12 protein-coding genes are annotated in these 20,326 nt (G+C 56.5%); all 12 read left to right on the top strand.

The features are described 5' to 3' along the window. The first annotated feature begins 104 nt into the window (after positions 1–104). The 12 genes from ABCN07_RS06735 (at position 105) to ABCN07_RS06680 (ending at position 20,326) form a co-directional block, all read left to right on the top strand. A complete protein-coding gene (locus ABCN07_RS06735; protein WP_343005953.1) occupies positions 105–1,961 on the top strand; it encodes an RICIN domain-containing protein in 1,857 nt (618 codons plus the stop codon). A gap of 110 nt (positions 1,962–2,071) precedes the next feature. Continuing rightward, positions 2,072–3,661 carry a hypothetical protein gene (locus tag ABCN07_RS06730; RefSeq protein WP_343005952.1) on the top strand — a complete coding sequence of 530 codons (1,590 nt, stop codon included), beginning with the start codon at positions 2,072–2,074 and terminating at the stop codon, positions 3,659–3,661. A gap of 95 nt (positions 3,662–3,756) precedes the next feature. Beyond that, on the top strand, positions 3,757–4,725 hold the full coding sequence (locus ABCN07_RS06725; RefSeq protein ID WP_343005951.1) for a glycosyltransferase family 2 protein: 969 nt from the start codon (positions 3,757–3,759) through the stop codon (positions 4,723–4,725). A gap of 84 nt (positions 4,726–4,809) precedes the next feature. Further along, positions 4,810–5,949, top strand: coding sequence for an acyltransferase (locus ABCN07_RS06720; RefSeq protein ID WP_343005950.1), 1,140 nt, complete (start codon positions 4,810–4,812; stop codon positions 5,947–5,949). Positions 5,950–6,160: 211 nt separating this feature from the next. Continuing rightward, positions 6,161–9,175 carry a DUF4422 domain-containing protein gene (locus ABCN07_RS06715; RefSeq protein WP_343005949.1) on the top strand — a complete coding sequence of 1,005 codons (3,015 nt, stop codon included), beginning with the start codon at positions 6,161–6,163 and terminating at the stop codon, positions 9,173–9,175. Between the two features lie 6 nt (positions 9,176–9,181). Continuing rightward, on the top strand, positions 9,182–10,474 hold the full coding sequence (locus tag ABCN07_RS06710) for a glycosyltransferase (protein WP_343005948.1): 1,293 nt from the start codon (positions 9,182–9,184) through the stop codon (positions 10,472–10,474). Between the two features lie 36 nt (positions 10,475–10,510). Then, positions 10,511–12,145 (top strand): hypothetical protein, encoded by a 1,635-nt coding sequence (locus tag ABCN07_RS06705; RefSeq protein ID WP_343005947.1) that lies wholly within the window; start codon positions 10,511–10,513, stop codon positions 12,143–12,145. A gap of 147 nt (positions 12,146–12,292) precedes the next feature. After that, positions 12,293–13,636, top strand: a complete 1,344-nt coding sequence (locus tag ABCN07_RS06700; protein ID WP_343005946.1) for a polysaccharide pyruvyl transferase family protein — start codon at positions 12,293–12,295, stop codon at positions 13,634–13,636. Positions 13,637–13,809: 173 nt separating this feature from the next. Further along, entirely contained in the window at positions 13,810–15,465 is a 1,656-nt protein-coding gene (locus ABCN07_RS06695; protein WP_343005945.1) for an S-layer homology domain-containing protein, read from the top strand. A gap of 579 nt (positions 15,466–16,044) precedes the next feature. Then, positions 16,045–17,487 carry an S-layer homology domain-containing protein gene (locus tag ABCN07_RS06690; RefSeq protein WP_343005944.1) on the top strand — a complete coding sequence of 481 codons (1,443 nt, stop codon included), beginning with the start codon at positions 16,045–16,047 and terminating at the stop codon, positions 17,485–17,487. 987 nt (positions 17,488–18,474) lie between these two features. Beyond that, positions 18,475–19,047 carry a hypothetical protein gene (locus tag ABCN07_RS06685; RefSeq protein ID WP_343005943.1) on the top strand — a complete coding sequence of 191 codons (573 nt, stop codon included), beginning with the start codon at positions 18,475–18,477 and terminating at the stop codon, positions 19,045–19,047. A gap of 49 nt (positions 19,048–19,096) precedes the next feature. After that, positions 19,097–20,326 carry an S-layer homology domain-containing protein gene (locus tag ABCN07_RS06680; protein WP_343005942.1) on the top strand — a complete coding sequence of 410 codons (1,230 nt, stop codon included), beginning with the start codon at positions 19,097–19,099 and terminating at the stop codon, positions 20,324–20,326.

Genomic DNA, 20,326 nt, shown 5'->3' with positions numbered 1-20,326 from the left:
GGGTATCGGGTTCCCACATTCATCCGCACATGTGCGGATGAATGTGGGAGGTGTTCGGATAAAGTTGATAATCAAGGCTCGTTTCCGCGGTTCGCCCCGACCGTGTGCTTGACGTCAATCGCGGGCTGTCGGCGAATGGCACCAACGTACAGATCTGGAGCGCTAGCGGTGGTGCCCCGCAGACCTTCGAATTCGTCAACGCACGTCCCAGCGTGCCGGCGAGCGATGAAGGGCTCATTGACGAGAGCGCATGGTATGACATCATTCCGGAGTGCGCCCCGGGTATGGCGCTCGACGTGTATGGAGCCTCGAGGCGCGCCGGCGCCAATATCGATTCGTGGTATTCGAACGGCACGCTGGGCCAGGCGTTCCGTTTCGAGCGCCACGACGGCTACTACCTCGTCATCAACGCGGGTTCGGGTCTTGCGTTTAACGTGGAGAGCCCCGACGTCCTCCCTGGTGCCAACGTCGCGCAGCAGCCTGCGGATGCTTCGAAGGCCTGCAGGCTCTTCTCCCTCCGCTCGAACGGTGACGGAACGGTCTCTCTCGTCAACAAGGCGACGGGACTCGCGCTCAACGTGTCTGGAGGCTCGGCCTCCGCTGGGACCAACGTTGACGCTTGGAGGATAGATGGGACGGCCACTCAGCGCTTCAGGCTCGTGAAAAGAGACCGTCTTGTTTCTACCGGGGTCTACTCTATTACCTTTGCGACGGACTCAACCCTCGCAATCGATCTGGCAAACAGCTCTGTTGAAGACAGTGCAAAGATACTTGCCTGGCGTGCGTCGGGCAACCCAAACCAGAGGTGGTACATCGCGCCAGTTGAGGCCCAAGGTAACGATGTCTACACGATTGAGTCGGCGTGCTCTTCCAAGCGCCTCGCCGCGGTCAACGGCGGCGTTGCGCAGCGCCTTGCGGCGGATGATCCCTCGCAGTGGTGGAGAATCGTCGCGAGCTCCGGCGCTGTTTCGTTCGAGAGCGTCTCGAATCCCGGTATGCGTCTGAGTGCGAGCGTATCCTTCGACTCCGTTGTGGGGCTGAGCCAGGCGGCCGATTCGGCGTCTCAGAAGTTTGTGGTAACGCCTGCGAGCGCCATCCTGTCGTCGGGCACCTATCATGTCCGTGCTGCTTCGGCGCCCAATCTGGTGCTTGATGTCTCCAACGGCTCCAGCGCAGACCGCGCCAACGTTCTGGCGTGGACGAACAACGATGGCGGCCACCAGAAGTGGATCACTACGCGCAATGCAGATGGAACCTACACGTTCAAGAGCTGCTCGACGGGTAAGGTCCTCGACGTTGACGGCGGCGTCGCGGCGGCGGGGAGGAATGTCCAGCAGTTCACGGCAAATGGCGGAAAGGGCCAGCGTTGGAACATCGAGTATCGTGCGGGAGGATATGTGATCTCTTCCGCGCTCGATCCGTCGCTCGTTCTGACGATTACGGGTGGTCCGTCCGCGGGCGCTAACGTTTGCATTGACAAGGAGAACGGTTCTTCCGGCCAGAGGTTCACGTTTGGTAGGACCACCTATCTCCCGCCCGCCCAGCAAGCCATGGCGCTGAAGGCGCAGAGCTACCACAGCTCGACCAACTGGCTGATCCTGGTTGACATCACCCAGAACCGCGTGGGCATCTTTAACGGCAGCCTGGGCAACTGGAAGCTCCAGAACTTCTGGCTCTGCTCGTCCGGCGCGCCAAATACCCCGACCCGTGTTGGCCAGTTCACGGTTGGCAACAAGGGCTATTCGTTCGGAGAGGAACATGGCTACTCGTGTTACTACTGGACGCAGTTCTATGCGGATTACCTTTTCCATTCGGTCAAGTACTATGCAGGCACACGAAACATTATGGACGGGCGCCTCGGTATGAATATCTCTGCCGGATGTGTCCGTATGCAAATCGACCAGGCTAAGTGGATTTATGACAACATCCCGCGCGGCACTAAGGTTGTGGTTTATAGGTAAAGCTGCTGCGGTGCTTTGGGCGAAGATGTATCGAGCGCAACATGAAAAACTTGATGGCATTCATGCATGAGATGCATGAGGCGTAGGAATCGCCGCTAATTTGGAGGATTATGTTTTTGAGCCGTGAACATTTATTGGGTGCAGCGATGCGAATGACCCTCTTGGTATTCGGTGCGTATCTTGCGTTCACCCTTTTTTCTGTCCTTGGCATTGCCCCTTTCTTTGACTATGCATGTAAAGCCAGCACCCAGGTTAAATCTGTCATGGTTGTGCTTCCCATGTGCCTTTTAATTATTGGCCTTGTTTTCTTTTTTGGCAGGAAGGATAAGGCCGTTGATACTGTTAATGGAAACGCCCATTTATTGAGGGGCGTGCTATTCGTATCCCTTCTTCTGGCCCAGCTGTATCTTCAGTGGGCTTGCGGCTTTACAAACGGTTGGGATGTCGAGGTGCTTACAGCGCGAGCACGAGGCGTTGTTGATTTATCTACTTATGCTGGGTATTTGTCCCAGTATCCAAACCAGCTATTTCTCTTTGGCCTATTCACTAAGATTGCCGCATTTGCAAAGGTGATTTCCGTCAATCCGTATACGTTGCTGTCCGTGGTTAGCCTTGCTTCTGTGGATGTTTCTATCCTCTTAGTTTCCGAGGTCTGCGCGAAGCAATTCGGTGAATTGCCGGCGATTAAGTTTCAGCTGATTTCGAGTTTGTTGGTAGGGTTGAGTCCTTGGGTCATGGTCCCCTACTCAGATACCTTTGGGCTGTTGTTCGTGTCCCTTATACTATGGAGCTGGGTGTGCATACCGAAGCGCATCCCATCTGCATTTTTCATATCCTTCTTTACCCTGTTGGGATATCGAGTAAAGCCAACCGTTATATTTGTCACTCTTTCTATAGCGTTTTTTGGCTGTCTGTCGGCGATTATGAGGTCGCGTCGGAATGCTAATTCCGTTTTTTCGTCTTCATTTACTAAAGTTAGCTCTTTACTTTGCGGAATTGCAGTGGTGTGCGGTTTGCTACTCGCTGGCGTAACTTCCCACTGCGTTGCGGGAAGTTATGTGGATATCAACCCTAACGCCTCCTATGGAATGACTCATTTTCTGGCAATGGGAATTAATCCAGACGCGAGAGGGGTGTACTCGGTTGAAGAAAATGTGCTCTCATCTGGGATTGCTGATCCTAGAGAGCGAAAGGCAGCGCAAATTCAATTGTGGCGCGAGCACCTTGAAAATCTTGGGCCTACAGGACTAGCAAAGCTTTTGTTTCAAAAAAATTTGACTACTTATGCAGACGGTACTTTTGCCTGGAAAGTAGAGGGCACTTTCTTCACTTCGGTTACGGGAAAATCAACTATAGTCCGAAGCATCTATGGAATAACGATGGATCAGGAGGAGCAGCAATCTCCAGAATTTGTCAGGGGAGAACGCGGCTTCAGGCTTATTGAGCAGGCGATTTGGCTGGCAGTGCTAGTACTTGCCTGTATGAATTGTTTTAGAGCTATCAAGCATGATCAATCTTGCGAGCATAGCTCCATGCGATTTGCTGCCGTAATGGCTCTGTCTCTGCTAATGCTATCGGCATTTCTGCTGATATTTGAATGCAGGGCACGCTACCTGTTCTTGTATTCTCTATTTTATGTAGCGCTTGCGGTGGCGGAGCCTTGTCGCTCTCGAGATAAAAGCCGTGACACAATAATCTGATGAGTCGCCTGGATATCAAGCCGCTTAAAATGCATCAGTAGCCGTCGGACGCACGAACCCCGCGTCCGCAACAACACGCAACCTATGGAGCACCCATGCGCAAGCCGCCAGTCCTAGCCATCGTCATCCCCTGCTACAACGAGGAGGAGGTCCTGCCGATCACGAGCGGCCTGTTCAAGGCCGAGCTCGAGGACCTCATCGCCAAGGGCAAGGTCGACCCCGCGAGCCACGTCCTGCTCGTCAACGACGGCTCGCGCGACCGCACCTGGGAGCTCGTCGAGGGCCTGGCGGCGGACGACCCGGCGTTCCGCGGCTGCTCGCTCTCCCGCAACCGCGGCCACCAGAACGCCCTGCTCGGCGGCCTCATGGAGGCGCGCGGACATTGCGACGCCACCATCTCGATCGACTGCGACGGCCAGGACGACATCGCGACGATGGAGGCCATGGTCGACGCCTACCTCGACGGCTGCGACGTCGTCTACGGCGTCCGCTCGAGCCGCGAGACGGACACGTTCTTCAAGCGCTTCACGGCGCAGTCCTTCTACCGCCTGCTCTCCTCGATGGGCGTGGAGTGCGTCTACAACCACGCCGACTACCGCCTCCTGGGCGCCCGCGCCCTCGACGCGCTGGCGGAGTTCCGCGAGGTCAACCTGTTCCTGCGCGGCATGGTGCCGCTCGTGGGCTTCAGGAGCACGAGCGTCTACTACGAGCGCCACGAGCGCATGGCCGGCGAGTCGCACTACCCGCTCTCCAAGATGCTGGCGCTCGCGGTCAACGGCATCACGAGCCTGTCGGTCAAGCCCATCCGCCTGATCACGTGGACGGGCCTCGCCGTGGCCCTCGCGAGCCTCGTCGCTATCATCTGGGTGCTCGTCGCGCACGCGGCCGGCGCCACCGTGGCCGGCTGGGCCTCAACCACCGCCGCGGTGTGCTTCATGGGCGGCGTCCAGATGCTGTCGCTCGGCGTGATCGGCGAGTACGTCGGCAAGATCTACCTCGAGAGCAAGCACAGGCCCCGCTACGTCATCTCCGAGCGCACCTGGGAGAAGGACGAGGAGGAGTAGGGCGGATATGGCTTGACCCGTTCGCGGGGCTTCATTTCCTAGATAGTATTGGATTTTGCTATATCTCAACAGATTGCGGACGACGTGAGTAAGAATTTAGCAACAAGAGAACGCTACTATTTCGTTGATGTTTTGAATATTGTGTCGAGCTTTGCGGTAGTTGCCCTTCATGTATCACTAGGAGTGTTTTCGCCGAGTATGGATGCCTCTTGGGTAAAGTCCGTTGCTTTCCAAGCGGCAGCAATTTTTGCCGTTCCGGTTTTCTTTATGATCAGTGGTATGAATCTGCTTGGCTATCGCGAGCGGTATTCGACGACTCATTTCTTTTTGAATCGGTTTAGAAGAGTTGGCGTCTCTCTTCTGGCGGGTAGTCTTCTCTTTTATTTCTTGTACTCCACATTCCCGGCTTACTTTTATTCTGCTAATTTGATTGCGTCGTCAAGCGGGGCAATCGATTTTGTCATTCGTCTGCTTGGTAACAGGATTAATGATACTTACTGGTTTCTATATTCCATTCTGTATCTGTATCTTGTTACTCCGCTCTTTTCGCTGGCGATTAATGACAAACGTCTTATGCGTTATCTAATTTGCCTCTCATGTTATGCAAGTGTAATCGTCCCCCTTTGCAAGACATTTCTTCCAATTGATGATTTAGGCATCAATCAGTTGTTTTCGTTGACGCGGTTCAATTCGATTTGCGCTTTCTACTACCTATTGGGTGGATACATCGGAAGATATAGAACGTTTTTGGACGACATTTCGGCCCCGCTGTGTGCAGCGGGTTATTTTGTTTGCACGTGCGCAATGATAATTTGGGGCCTGACCTCAAATGGGTATTTCAGCGGATGTGTAGCTGAAGGGTATAATTCCTATCCAATTAGCATTTCATCGCCGTTATGCGTTGCGCAATCATTGTTTCTCTTGCATCTATTAAAAAAAGAAGAGATCAAGTTACGAGCTTTGCCGGTAGAAGTGCAATCAGTCATTAAAAAGCTATCAGGCGCCGCACTTTATGTTTACCTGATTCATATTCTTCTGGTCAATCTGCAACCGGTCGGAAAGATGACTCTTGTTCATCGGATAATCAATCATTCTCCTGGAATTAAGCTCATTCTTGTGTATCTGATTTCGGTTGCGATTGGAGTATTCGTTCTAGATATGCGAAGACGCATGTTCGCGGTGAAGATTAAGCGATGTGACACCCAGAATCAATCTAACGAATAGTGGAGCGGACGGAAAGCGCCTCTGCGGCTGTTTTGTACACGGCAGTGAACGAATCGTTTTGCAAGTTGTGCCATCTCCTGAGTTTCTGGCGAGCGTGATGCTTTCTTGCCGCTTGTGTACTCCTATAGTTTATCGTGGACGGTTGGCAGATGCGTCAGGGCCTGGTCATGGACTATAAAATGGCGGGTCGTTAAATAAAAGGAGCAGCGTTATGCCGCAATTTTCAGTTGTGATTCCGGCCTACAACAACGCGGAATACCTTCCGGGTTGTCTTGATAGCCTGAAGGCCCAGTCGTTCGCTGACTGGGAGGCGATTGTTGTCATTGATGCCAGTCCGGATAACTGCAAGGAGATTGCCGAGCGCTATGCAGCGGAAGACGAACGCTTCGTTGTCCTGGCAAAGACCGTGAATGGTGGCGCCCATCTTGCGAGGCGAGATGGTGTTGCCGCTGCTAGCGGTGACTTTATTACGTTCCTGGATGCCGATGACGAGCTCGATCCTGATACCCTCCGGCTCTTGTCGGCGGTCCTTCCGTCAGAAGAACGTCAAATTGTCCACTTTGGTCTTAAGTGTGTGGGCGAGGATGTCGACGAAGGACGCGCACGTTCATTTGAGGCCTGGGCCAATTCAGGCTTTGGGCAGCTTGATAGGGACGAGCTTCTTTCGGCCATTTTCCAGACCCCTCCTCACAAAGGCGGTAAAGACTGGAACGTTGATCACAGACTGGTTGGCGCTTCCTTTGCTAAAGCGGCTTTCGAGAGGATGACATCCGAGCGTCTCTCTCGCGCAGAGGATGGTTACGAGGCATTCGTGCTCGCCAGTCTTTCGACGGGCGAGGTTTCGCATGACGAAATTACCGGTTATCTCTATCACATTGGCAGGGGAGTTACGAGCGACCGCGAGCTGACGTCTGACCGCTTCATTACTGAGACGCGTGACCTTCTCGATTGCTCCAGGGCGGCGGAAGATATCTCTGCTTCTCTTGGTGACGAGAAGGTTCTGGCTGCTGCGCGTGCTTTCAACGACCGACTTGTCGAGTCCGCTGCAAACGAGTGGTTCGAGCGCGTCCCTCTTGCGGAAAAGGAAAAGGCCTTTTCCGCATTCGTGGATCTTGCTGGTCGGGAGGAGGCTGCTACGAATCTTATGCGCTTCGCGAGGGACCTGTCGTATTCTGCGCTCTCTAAGGGCGAGCCTTATTCGGAGACCTCTCTCTATGCGAAGTGGAAGGCTCGTGCTGAGGAACTTATGCGTGACTGTGAGGAGCCGACGCACATGTATCTGAAGTACAGGAAGTCGGCAGCGGAGCATATCGAGGAGATTAAGGTGCGTTCAAGGAATTCGAAGTACGGGGCGTCGCCGGTCCGTATTTTTGTTTCGACCCACAAGGATGTCGATTTGTTCGACAGCACGATCTTCCAGCCGGTCCAGGTCGGTTGCGCCAATGCCGCCTATAAGTTCCCCTGGGCCTTCCACGATGATGAAGGGGACAATATCTCTGACCAGAACCCGATGTATTGCGAACTTACGACGCAGTATTGGGCTTGGAAGAATGTCGATGCCGAGTATTACGGTTTCTGTCACTACCGTCGCTACTTCGATTTTTCCGATGTGAGTCACAAGGAGAACGCCTGGGGCATGGTCCTTGACGGCTACATTAACGGCCAGACCCAGAAGCGCTACGGGCTCGATGACAAGACTATTCTCAAGGCGATCGAAGGCTATGACGTCATCACGACGGAAAGCAAGGACCTGAGCAAGTTCCCGGGTCCGGATCATACGCCCCTTGCACAATATGAGGCTGCGCCCCTCCTTCATGTGGAAGACCTACACCGCGTCATTGCCATTTTGAATGAGATGCACCCGGATTATGCCGAGGATGCTGAGGCGTTCCTTCTGGGCAAGTGCTCCCGTTTCTGCAACATGTTCATCATGCGCAAGAAGGTCTTCCAGGATTATTGCGCCTGGCTCTTTCCGATCCTCGAGCGCTTTGTCGAGGCGACCGACTTCTCCCTCTATAGTGTTGAGGCGATTAGGACCCCTGGCCATCTTGCCGAGCGCCTTTTCAACATTTACCTCCTCCACCAGGAGAGGACCGGCGCCAACCTGCGCGTCAAGGAGCTTCAGAGCGTTCAGTTCGAGCATCCCGAGAGGAGTAGGCTCGAGCTGTCTGTTCCGTATGAGGAGGCGTCCGACAGGAAGATCGTGCCCGTCGTATTCGCAGCGGACGATGGCTATGTGCCCATGGTGACCACCACCATTAGGTCGATGCTGGACAATGCAGATCCGACACGCTTCTATGATGTCGTTGTCCTGACGAGCAACATTACCGGCGAGCATCAGGAGCTCATGCGCGATTGCCTCATTGGCGAGAGCGATAATGTCATGCTTCGTTTTCACGATGTCTCTTCCGTGATGAACGAGTTTGACCTCGCGACCAATAACGCTCACATTGGCATTGAGACGTACTACAGGTTCATCATCCAGCACGTTATGCCCGAGTATAAGAAAGTCCTGTATCTTGACTCCGACCTCGTGATCGAGGGCGACGTCGCGAAGCTGTACGATATCGAGCTTGGCGACAACCTGCTCGCTGCGACGCGCGACGTTGACTACCTGGGCAATCTGAATATGAATGACGGCTGGCGTCTCGAGTACACGAAGACCAAGCTTGGGATGAAGGATCCCTATGCCTATTTCCAGGCCGGAGTGCTCCTGCTGAACATTGCGGAGATGCGAAAGGCGTATTCGACGAGGCAGTGGCTGGAGTTCGCAAGCGTCCGGGACTTCATCTTCGATGACCAGGATGTTCTCAATGCGCACTGTCAGGGCCGTGTTGTCTACCTCGACCAGGCGTGGAACGTTATGCATGACTGCGGAAACCGCGTTGCGAATGTCTACCCGTTTGCTCCCGCATATGCGTACAAGGAATACATGTCCGCTCGCCAGCACCCGCTCATTCGCCACTATGCTGGGTGCGATAAGCCCTGGAACCTCCCTGGCTGCGATTGGGGGCAGCACTACTGGAAGTATGCTCGCGAGACTCCGTTCTACGAGGACCTCATTGCGTTGCTTTGCAACACCAGGCCCAAGAAGAACAGGATGCCCGCTCCTGCACTGGGCGAAAACAACCCGATTCGCAAGATAGTCGACCCTCTTATGCCGCTTGGCTCGAGGCGTCGCGAGGTCGCAAAGAAAATCGGACGAACGCTTCGCGGCAGGGAATAATAGCTTATGGACAAGCCATCAGTGACCGTTCTGGTCCCGGTCTATAACGTCGAGAAGTATCTCGAGCACTGTCTTAACAGCTTGGCCGCCCAGACATACGAGAGCATTAGCTTCGTCTGTATAAACGACGGTTCGACGGATGCGTCGCCCCAGATTCTCGCTAACTATTCTCGTGCCGATTCGCGGTTCAAGGTTATTTCGAAAGAGAACAGCGGCTACGGCGCGTCTATGAACATCGGTCTCGACATGTGCGAGTCGGACTATGTCGGCATCGTCGAGCCCGACGATTTTGCCGATTCGCACATGTTCGAGCGCCTAGTGGCGCTCGCTGAGAACACCGGTGCGGACATGGTGAAGAGCAACTACTACGAGCACCATACGGGAGACGATCCCCAGAGCGACTGCCTTGTCGAGAACCTCGGTCAGGGCCTGCCCTTTGGAGAACCCTATTCGGTCGCTGATGACAGGCGCGTTCTCTGGAGCGCCGCTTCCATCTGGAGTGGGCTCTATAGGCGTGCCTTCCTAGTGGAGGAAGGCATCAGATTTCTCGAAACCCCGGGGGCGTCGTTTCAGGACACCTCGTTTAACCTCAAGGCGCTTATGGCGGCGAAGAAGGTAGCCCTTGCAAGCCAGGGCTACCTTCACTACCGCATCGATAACTCCGGCTCGTCGGTTAAGTCCCCGTCCAAGGTCTTTCCCATTTGCGAGGAATACGCCGAGGTTTGGCGCTTTTTGCGCCCCGAGGGAACTGAGCGCTACGACTCATTTGCCACCGCCATCGCAAACATACAGTTTAAGGGCTACTGCTGGAACCAATGGCGTCTCGCGCGAAGGTATTGCGAGCAGTTCTTCGATAGGTTTCTTGACGAGTTTAGGCAGCTTGAGGCCAGGGGGCTTCTCGACAAGGCGTGTTGGTCTGACTATGACTGGAACGATTTGACTCAGCTTCTCGAGGAGCCGGATGCCTTTTTTGCCCGCGTGTGCGGCGCTCGGGGCATTAGGAAGACCGTGATCGTATTCGCGGGCCTGGCGACCTCCGACGCGGAGCTTCGCGCATTTGTCGCGACGGTGGACGACGATGAGGAAATCGCTGTCTATGCGCCCGGCAACCAGAGCCTTGTTGAGTCTGTTCGCCAGCTGGAGAAGGAGGACCTCCGAGTTCGCCTGCTGCCGGAGGTGTCGGGAAGCGGTTTGATGGAGCTCAGCTCCATGAGGGGCGACGTGATCCGCGTTGCCACGCTGGAGGGGACAAAACGCTCTCGCTGCCTTGCGGGCTTGTTCCGGCGCGATCGCGCCTAGTTGGAGGCACGGTTTGAGAGGCGAGGTGGGACGGCCGTGGTGAGCACGTCTTACGAAAAGAACGGGATGGGGCGACGCCGCTCGTCGAGCGATGACGGCGCGGGCGACTTCCCAGGTGTCGGCGTAAGCCTCCTTTGTCGTGTACTGCTCAATATGGGCGTCCTCTTGCTTTCGTACGGGACCTTTCTGCGCGTTCACTATTCGGGCGATACGTATGCCGTATACGCCAGGGACGACTCTCTGGTTAATATCAGGAACGGTCGTCCGCTAGGCTTCCTGTTTGCGAAGGGCGCATATCTCCTGGACATTCAGAAGGCGGCCGTTCAGCCGCTAATGACGGTTTTGTTCCTGCTGCTTATATCGACGTGCGTGGCGGTTGTCGCCGGGCGTCTCATTTCAGGCGGCGATAGCAGCGCAGACTGTGCGAGGGCGAGCCGCTTTAAGGTGCTACTTGCGGACCTCGCCCTTCTCATCCTCTTCGTAAACGGATTCTTCCTGGACTGGATGAGGTTTCCCGAGTGCTACGTAATGATTTACGGCCCGGCACTGTTTTTTGTGTTTTGCGCCTTGTATGTGACGGCGACGATCCTTGCGGACGAACGTGCCTGCGATGCAAGGAAAAAGGCGCTTAGATGGCTTGTGGTCGTGATTTGCCTCCTGCTTTCTTCCTGGTGCTACCAGGTTGCCCTTTTCATATACCTCCAGCTTGCGATCGGCGTCTCTCTCTCCGAGTCCACGAGAAGATTTGAACACGCTGCTCGCACTGCGGTTTGCAGTGCCTTTGCGGTGCTTGCCGCGGGCCTGTTGAGCATGATTGGGGCAAAGGCGGTCTATGCGTTGTTCGTTGCGCGTGGGATGGTTGACCCCTCCCTTCCCGTGCGGGAGAGCGCTCTGAGCCTAGAGATGATTGCCGGGAATGTCCTGTTTGTCTTGGAAAACCTGAGCCATGTGTTCGTCGGAGGCATGGACTCCAATTTGCCCTATCTGCTCCTGTTTACGACGACGGCGCCTTTGGCTGGGGCTCTACTCCTGACGGTGCGTTCGAACGGTGGTCAGCCTCTCAGGATGCTCCTGTCCCTTCTGGCTATTGCGGCAATGCTGTCCATGATGTTTGCGGTGCAGATCATCTCTGCAAATCACGATATGTCTGCAAGGACGCTCCTTGGGTGTTTTGGGGCAAGTTCTGGACTCTTGCTCATGTCAATTTGTGCGAAGTGGCCAGAGCCGTCCAAGCCGGCGCAGGCGCTCAATGTTGCCGTCATTACAGTTGTCCTGATTGCGGGAATTGTTGTTTGCAGAATCGGCACATGCGTCGAGCTTCAGATAAACGAACAGGAACGTTGGTATGCCGAGATGGTTGAGACCGCCATTCGCGACTACGAAAATGAGACGGGGTGCGTTGTCACAACTATCTCGAGGACATCGGATTCCTCGCCGAGCATGGGTCGAGATCCGGTTAATGCCCCGTTGTTCCGCGACAGGGCATGGAGCATCGCGACATATTGGACAACAACCAATATGATTAACGAATACGAGGGTACGGCCTATGCTAACGAGGAGATGAGCGCCGAGGACAAGGAGCGGCTTTTCGGAAACGTGAACTATGACTCCTTCGATCCCGTCGCTGAGATGGCTTTCGAGGGGGACAAACTCTACCTTCTCGTCTATTAGGGCCGTTCCGTGTGCCCGCCCGTGATCTTGTTTGGGGGGGGGTGAGCGCGCCGAGGATTCCTGTCGGATTTTCGGTATCAAGGATGCACGTTTCGTTTCTCATCTCGTATGAAGTACGAGATGAGAGTCCCTAGCTGGAGGATAACTGTGTTTAGCGGTCTAAAAGAGCGTACGAAGCAAGGCGTTCAGCATCTGCTCTCTACGGCGATCGACCCCGTCTCTGCGAAGCTTGACTCTCTCGAGGAGACACGGGACTCTCTTCGTCTTGAGGGCAGGCTTGCCTGGCTTGAGTCCGAGACGGGGCGGGCCCGTCGCGCGGCGCTGTTGAGCTGTGAGCTTCAGGGTTTCGAGCGCAGCCTGAGGGGCTGCTCCGGGAAGAGGATTCTCGTTGCCGGCTGGTATGGCGCCGACAACCTGGGTGACGAACTTATGATGCGCTCCGTCCTCGAGCGCCTGCCCGAGGAGGCGCTGTGCCGGACAGCCGTCCTCCTGTGGGACAACCCGACGTACGACAGGCTCAATGTCGATGCCCGCGTTCATCCGATCCATTACCCCGCGACGACGAGGGAGCTTGACTCCATCGTCGACTACTTCGATGCCGTCATCTGGGGCGGCGGTGCCATTCTCGATGACGGTCAGTTTAACGATGACGTGAACAACTTCAATACCAGCAACCTGTTTATCAGGATCAACGAGCTCATGATCGCGCGTGGCAAGGATGTCTACTGCCTTGGCTTGAGCACGAACGAAGAGATCTCCGATAAGGCATACATCGAGCATCTCCGCCGCGTAGTTGCTGGCTCGCGCCATTTCTCGCTGAGAGACCCTCGTTCAAAGGAGATCCTGGTGGAGAGGGGCATTTCTTCGGATCAGCTGACCGAATGCGATGACCTTGTGTTTGCGCTCAGGGAGCTGGGGGACGGCGCTCGCGCAATCAACGATAAGGTGCTTACGCTTGGTTTTGTATTTCTTCATACCTGGGACCTGCTGGACACGTACGCCAATGTGGTTAAGGCGTGCGTAGAGGAGGCGAGCGCCTGTGCGGAGGGAAGGGACGTCTGCGCCCTTCTCATCCCCTTCATGAACGACGGCCACTATGACGAGAACATGAACGAGGCTCTCAGGGAGAGACTCGCTGCGGTTGGGGTCGAGGTTGAGCTCGCGGGCTATTCTCCCAAGGTGGTCGAATCCCCAATCCTGCGTTGCGACGCGCTCGTCAGCTACAAGTATCACTCCGCGCTGATCGCATGTTGCTACGGCATCCCGTGCCTGTTGGTATCGAGGGACGAGCATCCTCACTACGCAAATAAGATGCATCATCTCGCAGATCTCGCTGGTGTTGGAGAGATGTGCGTCGGGTCTGGTGAGTTCGAGGAAAGTCCGGCAGAGCTGGCAAAGAGGCTGTTTATGGATCCCGCCGTGCCGAGGATCGATCCCTTGCTCTGCGAGGGTGCCGACCGTGATCTGACCGGGGTCTGCTCGGGCCTCTAATTCGCGCAGCGATAATTGATCGATTTGACGCCGAAGACGGGACGCTTGTCCCGTTTTCGCATTTATCGGGCCGCCCGTCGAATGCGTGGGGTAATTGATGTCAGCTTGAGACACAATTCAGATAGAGGCGTGTATTCAGAAAACTGTCAGCGTGCTGAGGAAAGAAGGGGACCATGCGAGTAAGAAACGTGGTCAAGACCGGCCTGCTGGCCATTTGTTCGATCAGCCTGCTCCTGTGCTCTCCTAGCGTGGCGCTTGCGGATTCTGACGATGGCGAGAGGCTGACAAGCCCCGCCGCTGAGGCGGATGCGGTGCCCGCCGATGACGTTGGCGAGATTGAGGGTCGTGCGAACGGCAGCTCCTCTGGGCGCGTCTCGTCTGTGACGGGCGTGAAGATTGGCACGGGCTTCCATGCGAGAAAACAGATCTACGTCGACCAGAACGCCGTCTACGAGGATGCGCTTGATGCAATTACGTATTGGCGTAAGGAGGCGTATTACAACTCTGATGTGAAGCTCCTTTATAACGATTATCTTGTGACCATTCCCGAATACCTCAACTATGTGGGAATCAGCAGGGACGAGTACTTCTCGCCCAAGTGGTCGAATACTCTCGAGAGGATTGCGCTCCAGCGCGCTGTCGAGGCGGGAGATGACAACTTGGGCAATCGCCGCCCGGACGGATCGTACTGGCACACGGCAACGTACAACGGCGTTGGCTCTGAGGGCGAGATGCTCCAGTGGGGTGCCGGCAACATCTGCCAGGCCATCGATTACTGGGGTGCCGAGAAGGCGCAGTGGATTAAGTTTACGAATGGAGAGTCCAATTACGGCGAGTACAGCAATTACCTGATGCTGATCACCCCCGAGATTCGCTCTTACGGCTTCGCTCAGGCACCCGCGACGCGTTTTGACTACGTCTTCACGTGCGAGTACTCAACGAATGTATTCAGTGATCAGAGTCCGACGCGAATCGAAGGTCCCAACAATACGTTCGATGCCACCCTTAATCTCGCGTGGCTGGATAGCGACTTTGTCACTAACGTCCCGGAAGATGGCCTCTTGGTGGGCAGGCCGCTTTTGTATGTGATTGTCCCCGAGTATTCCGGCGGAGAATATAACCTGGTCGGCACGCTTGGGGTCGACTCTCCGAGTCTTGTGTCCGTTGAAAATGACTTCCTCGTTCCTCATGCTGCCGGTACGGTTACCGTGTGTCTGACGGACGATGCCGGTAACAGCATTCCGGGCGTGTATGAGGTCCGCTTCTTCTCCGACGTTCCGTCCACGGTGGACCACGCCGACGACATCAATTGGATGGGCGAGACCGGGATTTCCACCGGCTTCGACAACGGCGACGGCACCTTCGCCTTCCAGCCCTACGCCTCGGTCGCCCGCTGCGACATGGCCGCGTTCCTGTACCGCGTCGCGGGGTCGCCCGCCTACGAGGCCCCCGCGTCCTCGCCCTTCTCCGACGTCACCCCGGACACCCCGCACTACCGCGAGATCTGCTGGCTCGCCGAGAGCGGCGTCTCCCGCGGCTTCGGCGACGGCACCTTCCGCCCCTACGCCACGGTGGTCAGGCAGGACATGGCCGCGTTCCTGCGCAGGCTGAGCTCCCGGGCGGGCCACGACGTCTCGTCCGTGGGCGGGAGCCCCTTCTCCGACGTCCGCGACGGCGACGAGGCAAACCACGCCTCCGACGTCTGCTGGCTCGCCGCCAACGGCGTGTCCGCCGGCTTCCCGGACGGCACCTTCGGCGGAATGCGCAACGTCGCCCGCTGCGACATGGCCGCGTTCCTGCGCAGGATGAGCGACAAGGGCCTGGTATAGGGCGAGGTGGCATAGGCTCCAATGGCGCGCGGGGAGTGTCGGGTATCCGGTGCCCCCGCGCGTCTTTAGATGGGAGGTTATGAACGGCTCGCTGTCGCTTGCTACGCGCTTGGTGAGGGCGTTGCGATGTGCCTTGCGATGGAGCTACCCCTTGGAATCGGTGCGGGTTAGTTTCAGTGCTAATTTCAAGCGCCGCTTGTCGAATATATGGGTAGTTCGCCTGTGACATGGAGCACAATCGGTGTGAACAGGGCTATTCAGGAAGCGTTCAGCCTTTCGTGGCAGTGTGGGAATCCTGGCCCCGAGGAGCCATATGGTGCGGCTTGTTCCATTGTAGGTACATCGAAGAAAGAGGGGTCTATGCGAGTAAGGAATTTAGCTAAAGCGGGCCTGTTGGCAGCTTGTTCGATTAGCCTGTTACTGTGCTCTCCTCGTATAGCGCTTGCCGAGAGTATCAACGGGGAGGAGCTGTTTAGCGCACCAGTTGAGGCCGACCCGAACGCGACGGCCGACGATGCGGAAGTAGTCTCTGATCGTGACGGCGCCCGCTCCGTTTCGCGACCCTCCTCAATAACTGGCGTGGAAATCGGCAGGGCCTTCCATGTGACGGCGCAGGCCAGCGTCAATCAGAACGCCGTCTATGCAAATGCTCTCGACGCCGTGATTCGCTGGCGAAGGGACGCCTATAACGACTCCAGCGTGAAGCTTGAGTACAACGGTAGCTACGTGACGGTCAGGCAGTACCTCAGCAATGCGGGGATTAGCGTTAGCGAGTACCTTTCGCCCAAATGGTCGAATGCGCTCGAGAGGATAGCTCTGCAGCGTTCGATTGAGGCGTATGACTACAATTTGGGTCACATGCGTCCGGATGGAACGTCCTGCTTTACGGCAACCTACAACGGCATTTCTGCTAATGGCGAGGTTCTGGCGTGGGGAGAGAGCAACATCTCTGAGGCAATTGACGATTGGGCGAGCGAGAAGTCAGAATGGATTAAACATACGGCTGGGCAGAATAGCGGCGAATATGGTCACTATCAGGCTCTAATTGATCCGACGTTTCGATCTTATGGCTTTGCCCAGGCGCCGGCATTGTATCCTTATGGCAGCGTATTTGCCGGCGAGGCTTCAGCGGAAGTGTATGACGACCAGAGCCCGACTCGCATCCAAGGTGATAATCTGACTTTCGACGCCACGCTGTTCTTTGAGATGTTGGGCGCCCAGTTCTTCCATAATGTGAAACCCACCGGTCTCGTGGTTGGTCAGACGCTTGATTATAAGCTGGAATCCAACTATTGCGACTGGCGTTATGACCTTGTTGGCACTCTGACAAGTGCTGACAACAGCATCGTATCCGTCGAAGGAGGGCGGCGTCTCGTGCCTCACGCGGCGGGCACTACTGATCTATACCTTACTGATGACGCGGGTAACAAACGGATTGTATACATCTCCGTTTGTTACTTCAGCGATGTGGCGTCTTCGGTGGATCATGCGAACGACATCAATTGGATGGCGTCGCAGGGCATCACGACCGGCTTCGACAACGGCGACGGCACCTTCGCCTTCCAGCCCTACGCCTCGGTCGCCCGCTGCGACATGGCCGCGTTCCTGTACCGCGTCGCGGGGTCGCCCGCCTACGAGGCCCCCGCGTCCTCGCCCTTCTCCGACGTCACCCCGGACACCCCGCACTACCGCGAGATCTGCTGGCTCGCCGAGAGCGGCGTCTCCCGCGGCTTCGGCGACGGCACCTTCCGCCCCTACGCCACGGTGGTCAGGCAGGACATGGCCGCGTTCCTGCGCAGGCTGAGCTCCCGGGCGGGCCACGACGTCTCGTCCGTGGGCGGGAGCCCCTTCTCCGACGTCCGCGACGGCGACGAGGCAAACCACGCCTCCGACGTCTGCTGGCTCGCCGCCAACGGCGTGTCCGCCGGCTTCCCGGACGGCACCTTCGGCGGAATGCGCAACGTCGCCCGCTGCGACATGGCCGCGTTCCTGCGCAGGATGAGCGACAAGGGCCTGGTATAGGACGGGTAGGGTTCGGCAACTGGCGAGTTTGGGGGCGTCGGGTTTCCGGCGCCCCCTCTTCGTTTGAGATTGTGCAGGGATGGTTACTCGGGGTCAGTGGACCCGTCGATGAGTTGCCGACTTCACTCGCTAGCGCTTCCCATCCCTGTCATAGAGGCTCTCCACGACGTTGACGATGGCGAGTGAGATGCGCGAGGGCATGTAGGGGCACCCCTGCCGGGCTTCAGGACGGACATGACGGCTTCCTCCATGGTGCCGGTGCCCGATGCGGTGAGGAAGACGCAACGGCTGTCCTCGGGGACGTTGAGGAGCCCAAGCGTCAGATGCTCGTTTTCGAGCATGACCTGCGAGAACCCGGCATTGTTTCGTTGTGGGCGGCGGATTCCAATTGCGCCCCTTGGCGCCCTTTCGACATTGGTGCCGAGAAGTCGGGCTTCTCGCGCGAAAGCTTTCATCGGCCACGCCATTATGTTGTTGCTGGGATAATCTGGACAGGAACGGTCTGGACGGTCGATCGGGGAGCAGTCTCATTGGGGTCTCGGCAGAGAGAATACGGGCTAGACATCGCTCGTCTTGCAAGCATGTTCATGGTTGTCCTCCTGCACAATCTTGGTCGGGGGGGTACTGGATTGGTCGCTGGCGACGCGCGGTGAGCTAATCTATGCCTGCCTCAATAATGCGGCGTCAGTCGCCGTTAACGTTTTCGCGATCATCAGTGGATACCTTGCCGTTGGAAGGAAGACAAATTGGCGAAAAGTTCTCGGCCTCTGGGAGACCGCCGTCTTTTGGTCGGTTTCTACGGCTTTGGTTGGGCTGCTTGGTGGCGCCGAGCCCGGACCGTGGCTATATCGTGCTTTCTTCCCTGTGCTGACCTCGAGATATTGGTACCTGAGCTCCTATCTCGTTATGCAACTACTGCTGCCCTTCGTTTGCGAGGGCATCGAGCGATTGGAGTCGCGCCGGATTGGGCGCCTGTCCGTTCTTCTCGTGATCGCGTGTAGCGTTCTCGGGTCTATTCGCTATGACAACAGGGCGGGCATCGGAATTAACGACGGCTATTCCGTTATGTGGCTGATCGCTCTTTGGATTTTGGGTGCTGCCATCAAGTTGAACCTGGACAAGATCAACGCCGCGCTCCGTAGCCCTGTCCTCGTTGGCGCTGTTCTCGTTATTCCCGTTGTGCTGACGTTTCTCGAGGTAAAGGGTCTTGCTGTTGGCATCGAGCCACATGGGTGGATTGCATATGTGTCCCCTCTCCTGGTGGTGGATGCGATCTGCGTCTTTCTCCTTTGCCAGAGGATTGCCGGGTTGCCCAAGCCGGTGGAGCGAGTGCTTGTCGTTCTCTCGGGCTCTGCCTTTGGCGTCTACCTTATCGATACCAGTAGCTGGTTTTATGATATCTGGCTTGTCGGCCGCTTTGCGTGGATTGGCGAGCTGCCTCTGGTCATGGGCCTTCCGATGCTGCTTGGCATGACGTTGCTTATGTTTGTGGGCTTCCTGCTGCTCGAGACCGCACGAAGGAAGCTCCTCGCTATGGTTAAGGCCCTGGCTAAGGCTTAAACTTAGCTAAGTTCCTTCATTAATTCTCGCGCGAGTCTTTGGAGTGACAATGGTTAGAAGAGCCCGCTCGGTCGCGTTGGCGCTGCTCGTTGCGCTGGCGGTATCGTTTGTGCCGGCGACCTTGGCCCATGCCCAGGATATGAGCCGCATCGTGTACGTGTCTCGTACGGGCTCCAAGTATCACTACGTTAGCAACTGTTCGGGGATGAAGAACCCCACCTCCATGACGCTCCAGGAGGCTATCAATAAGGGCAAGACCCCATGCTCAAATTGCGTGCACGAAAGCGGCGGGTCCACCGGTGGCGGCTCGAGCAGCGGCGGTACTTCTGGCGGGGGCAGCTCGTCTGGCTCCGGCGGCACCCCTTCTGTTCCCAAGCCGCAGCCTATTAGCCCCTTTACGGATGTCTATGCCGACACGGGCCACAGCGACGACGTCGCGTGGCTCTACTCGACCGGCGTAACCACCGGTTGGCCCGTTGCTGGCGGCATTGAGTTTCGTCCCTATGAAACGGTGAAGCGTTGCGACATGGCGGCCTTTCTCTACAGGCTTGCGGGCTCTCCCGAGTTTGAGCCCACGGAGCAGGATAGGGCCCGTTTCTCTGACGTTGACGAGAACTTCTATCATGCCAAGGAGATCTGGTGGCTTGCCTCGGTGGGCATCTCGACCGGCTTTAGCGACGGCACCTTTCGTGGTATGGACACGGTTGCCCGCTGCGACATGGCCGCGTTCCTCAAGCGCCTCGCGCTCTATATGGGTGGCGATGTGAACGGCATGGCCGTCAACCCGTTTAGGGACGTCAACACCTCAACGTATCACCGTGACGACATCCTCTGGATGGTGTCGTCCGAGATCAGTACCGGTTGGATTAATGGTGATGGATCTCGCGAGTATCGCCCGATGAGTTCGGTGACCCGTTGTGATATGGCGGCGTTCCTGCGTCGTCTCAAGAACTGGTGTGACCGTAGTAGCCATGCCCACGATTGGGTGGCCCAGGCCAAGACCGTGCACCACGATGCGGCGACGCATGAGGAGTGGGTTGAGTCAACGGTTCAGGAGCGCTCCATTTGCGGTGGCTGCGGGGAAGATATTACGGGAATCGAGCGAGAGCACATCGATGCTTCTCTTTTGAGCGGTGGCGATTGCGGCTCGTGGAACTCGGAGTATGTCACTGTTGAGGGTCATTACGTGACCGTCGTAGATGCCGAGGCGTGGGACGAAGAAGTTCCCAACGGCTATAGGTGCTCTACCTGCGGTGCCACGATTGGCCAGGCAGCATAA

Origin of the sequence: Collinsella sp. 1033st1_E11_1033SCRN_220408 (assembly GCF_039062465.1) — a bacterium.
Lineage (GTDB): Bacteria > Actinomycetota > Coriobacteriia > Coriobacteriales > Atopobiaceae > Parolsenella.
Note: the sequence above shows the minus strand (reverse complement) of the source record. Positions and strands in the feature narration are given on the sequence as shown.

Bases quoted from the DNA above. Each gene is read 5' to 3' on its own strand.
- ABCN07_RS06725 (WP_343005951.1), top strand. From the start codon at position 3,757: ATGCGCAAGCCGCCAGTCCTAGCCATCGTCATCCCCTGCTACAACGAG.
- ABCN07_RS06730 (WP_343005952.1), top strand. From the start codon at position 2,072: ATGTTTTTGAGCCGTGAACATTTATTGGGTGCAGCGATGCGAATGACC.
- ABCN07_RS06680 (WP_343005942.1), top strand. From the start codon at position 19,097: ATGGTTAGAAGAGCCCGCTCGGTCGCGTTGGCGCTGCTCGTTGCGCTG.
- ABCN07_RS06715 (WP_343005949.1), top strand. From the start codon at position 6,161: ATGCCGCAATTTTCAGTTGTGATTCCGGCCTACAACAACGCGGAATAC.
- ABCN07_RS06695 (WP_343005945.1), top strand. From the start codon at position 13,810: ATGCGAGTAAGAAACGTGGTCAAGACCGGCCTGCTGGCCATTTGTTCG.
- ABCN07_RS06710 (WP_343005948.1), top strand. From the start codon at position 9,182: ATGGACAAGCCATCAGTGACCGTTCTGGTCCCGGTCTATAACGTCGAG.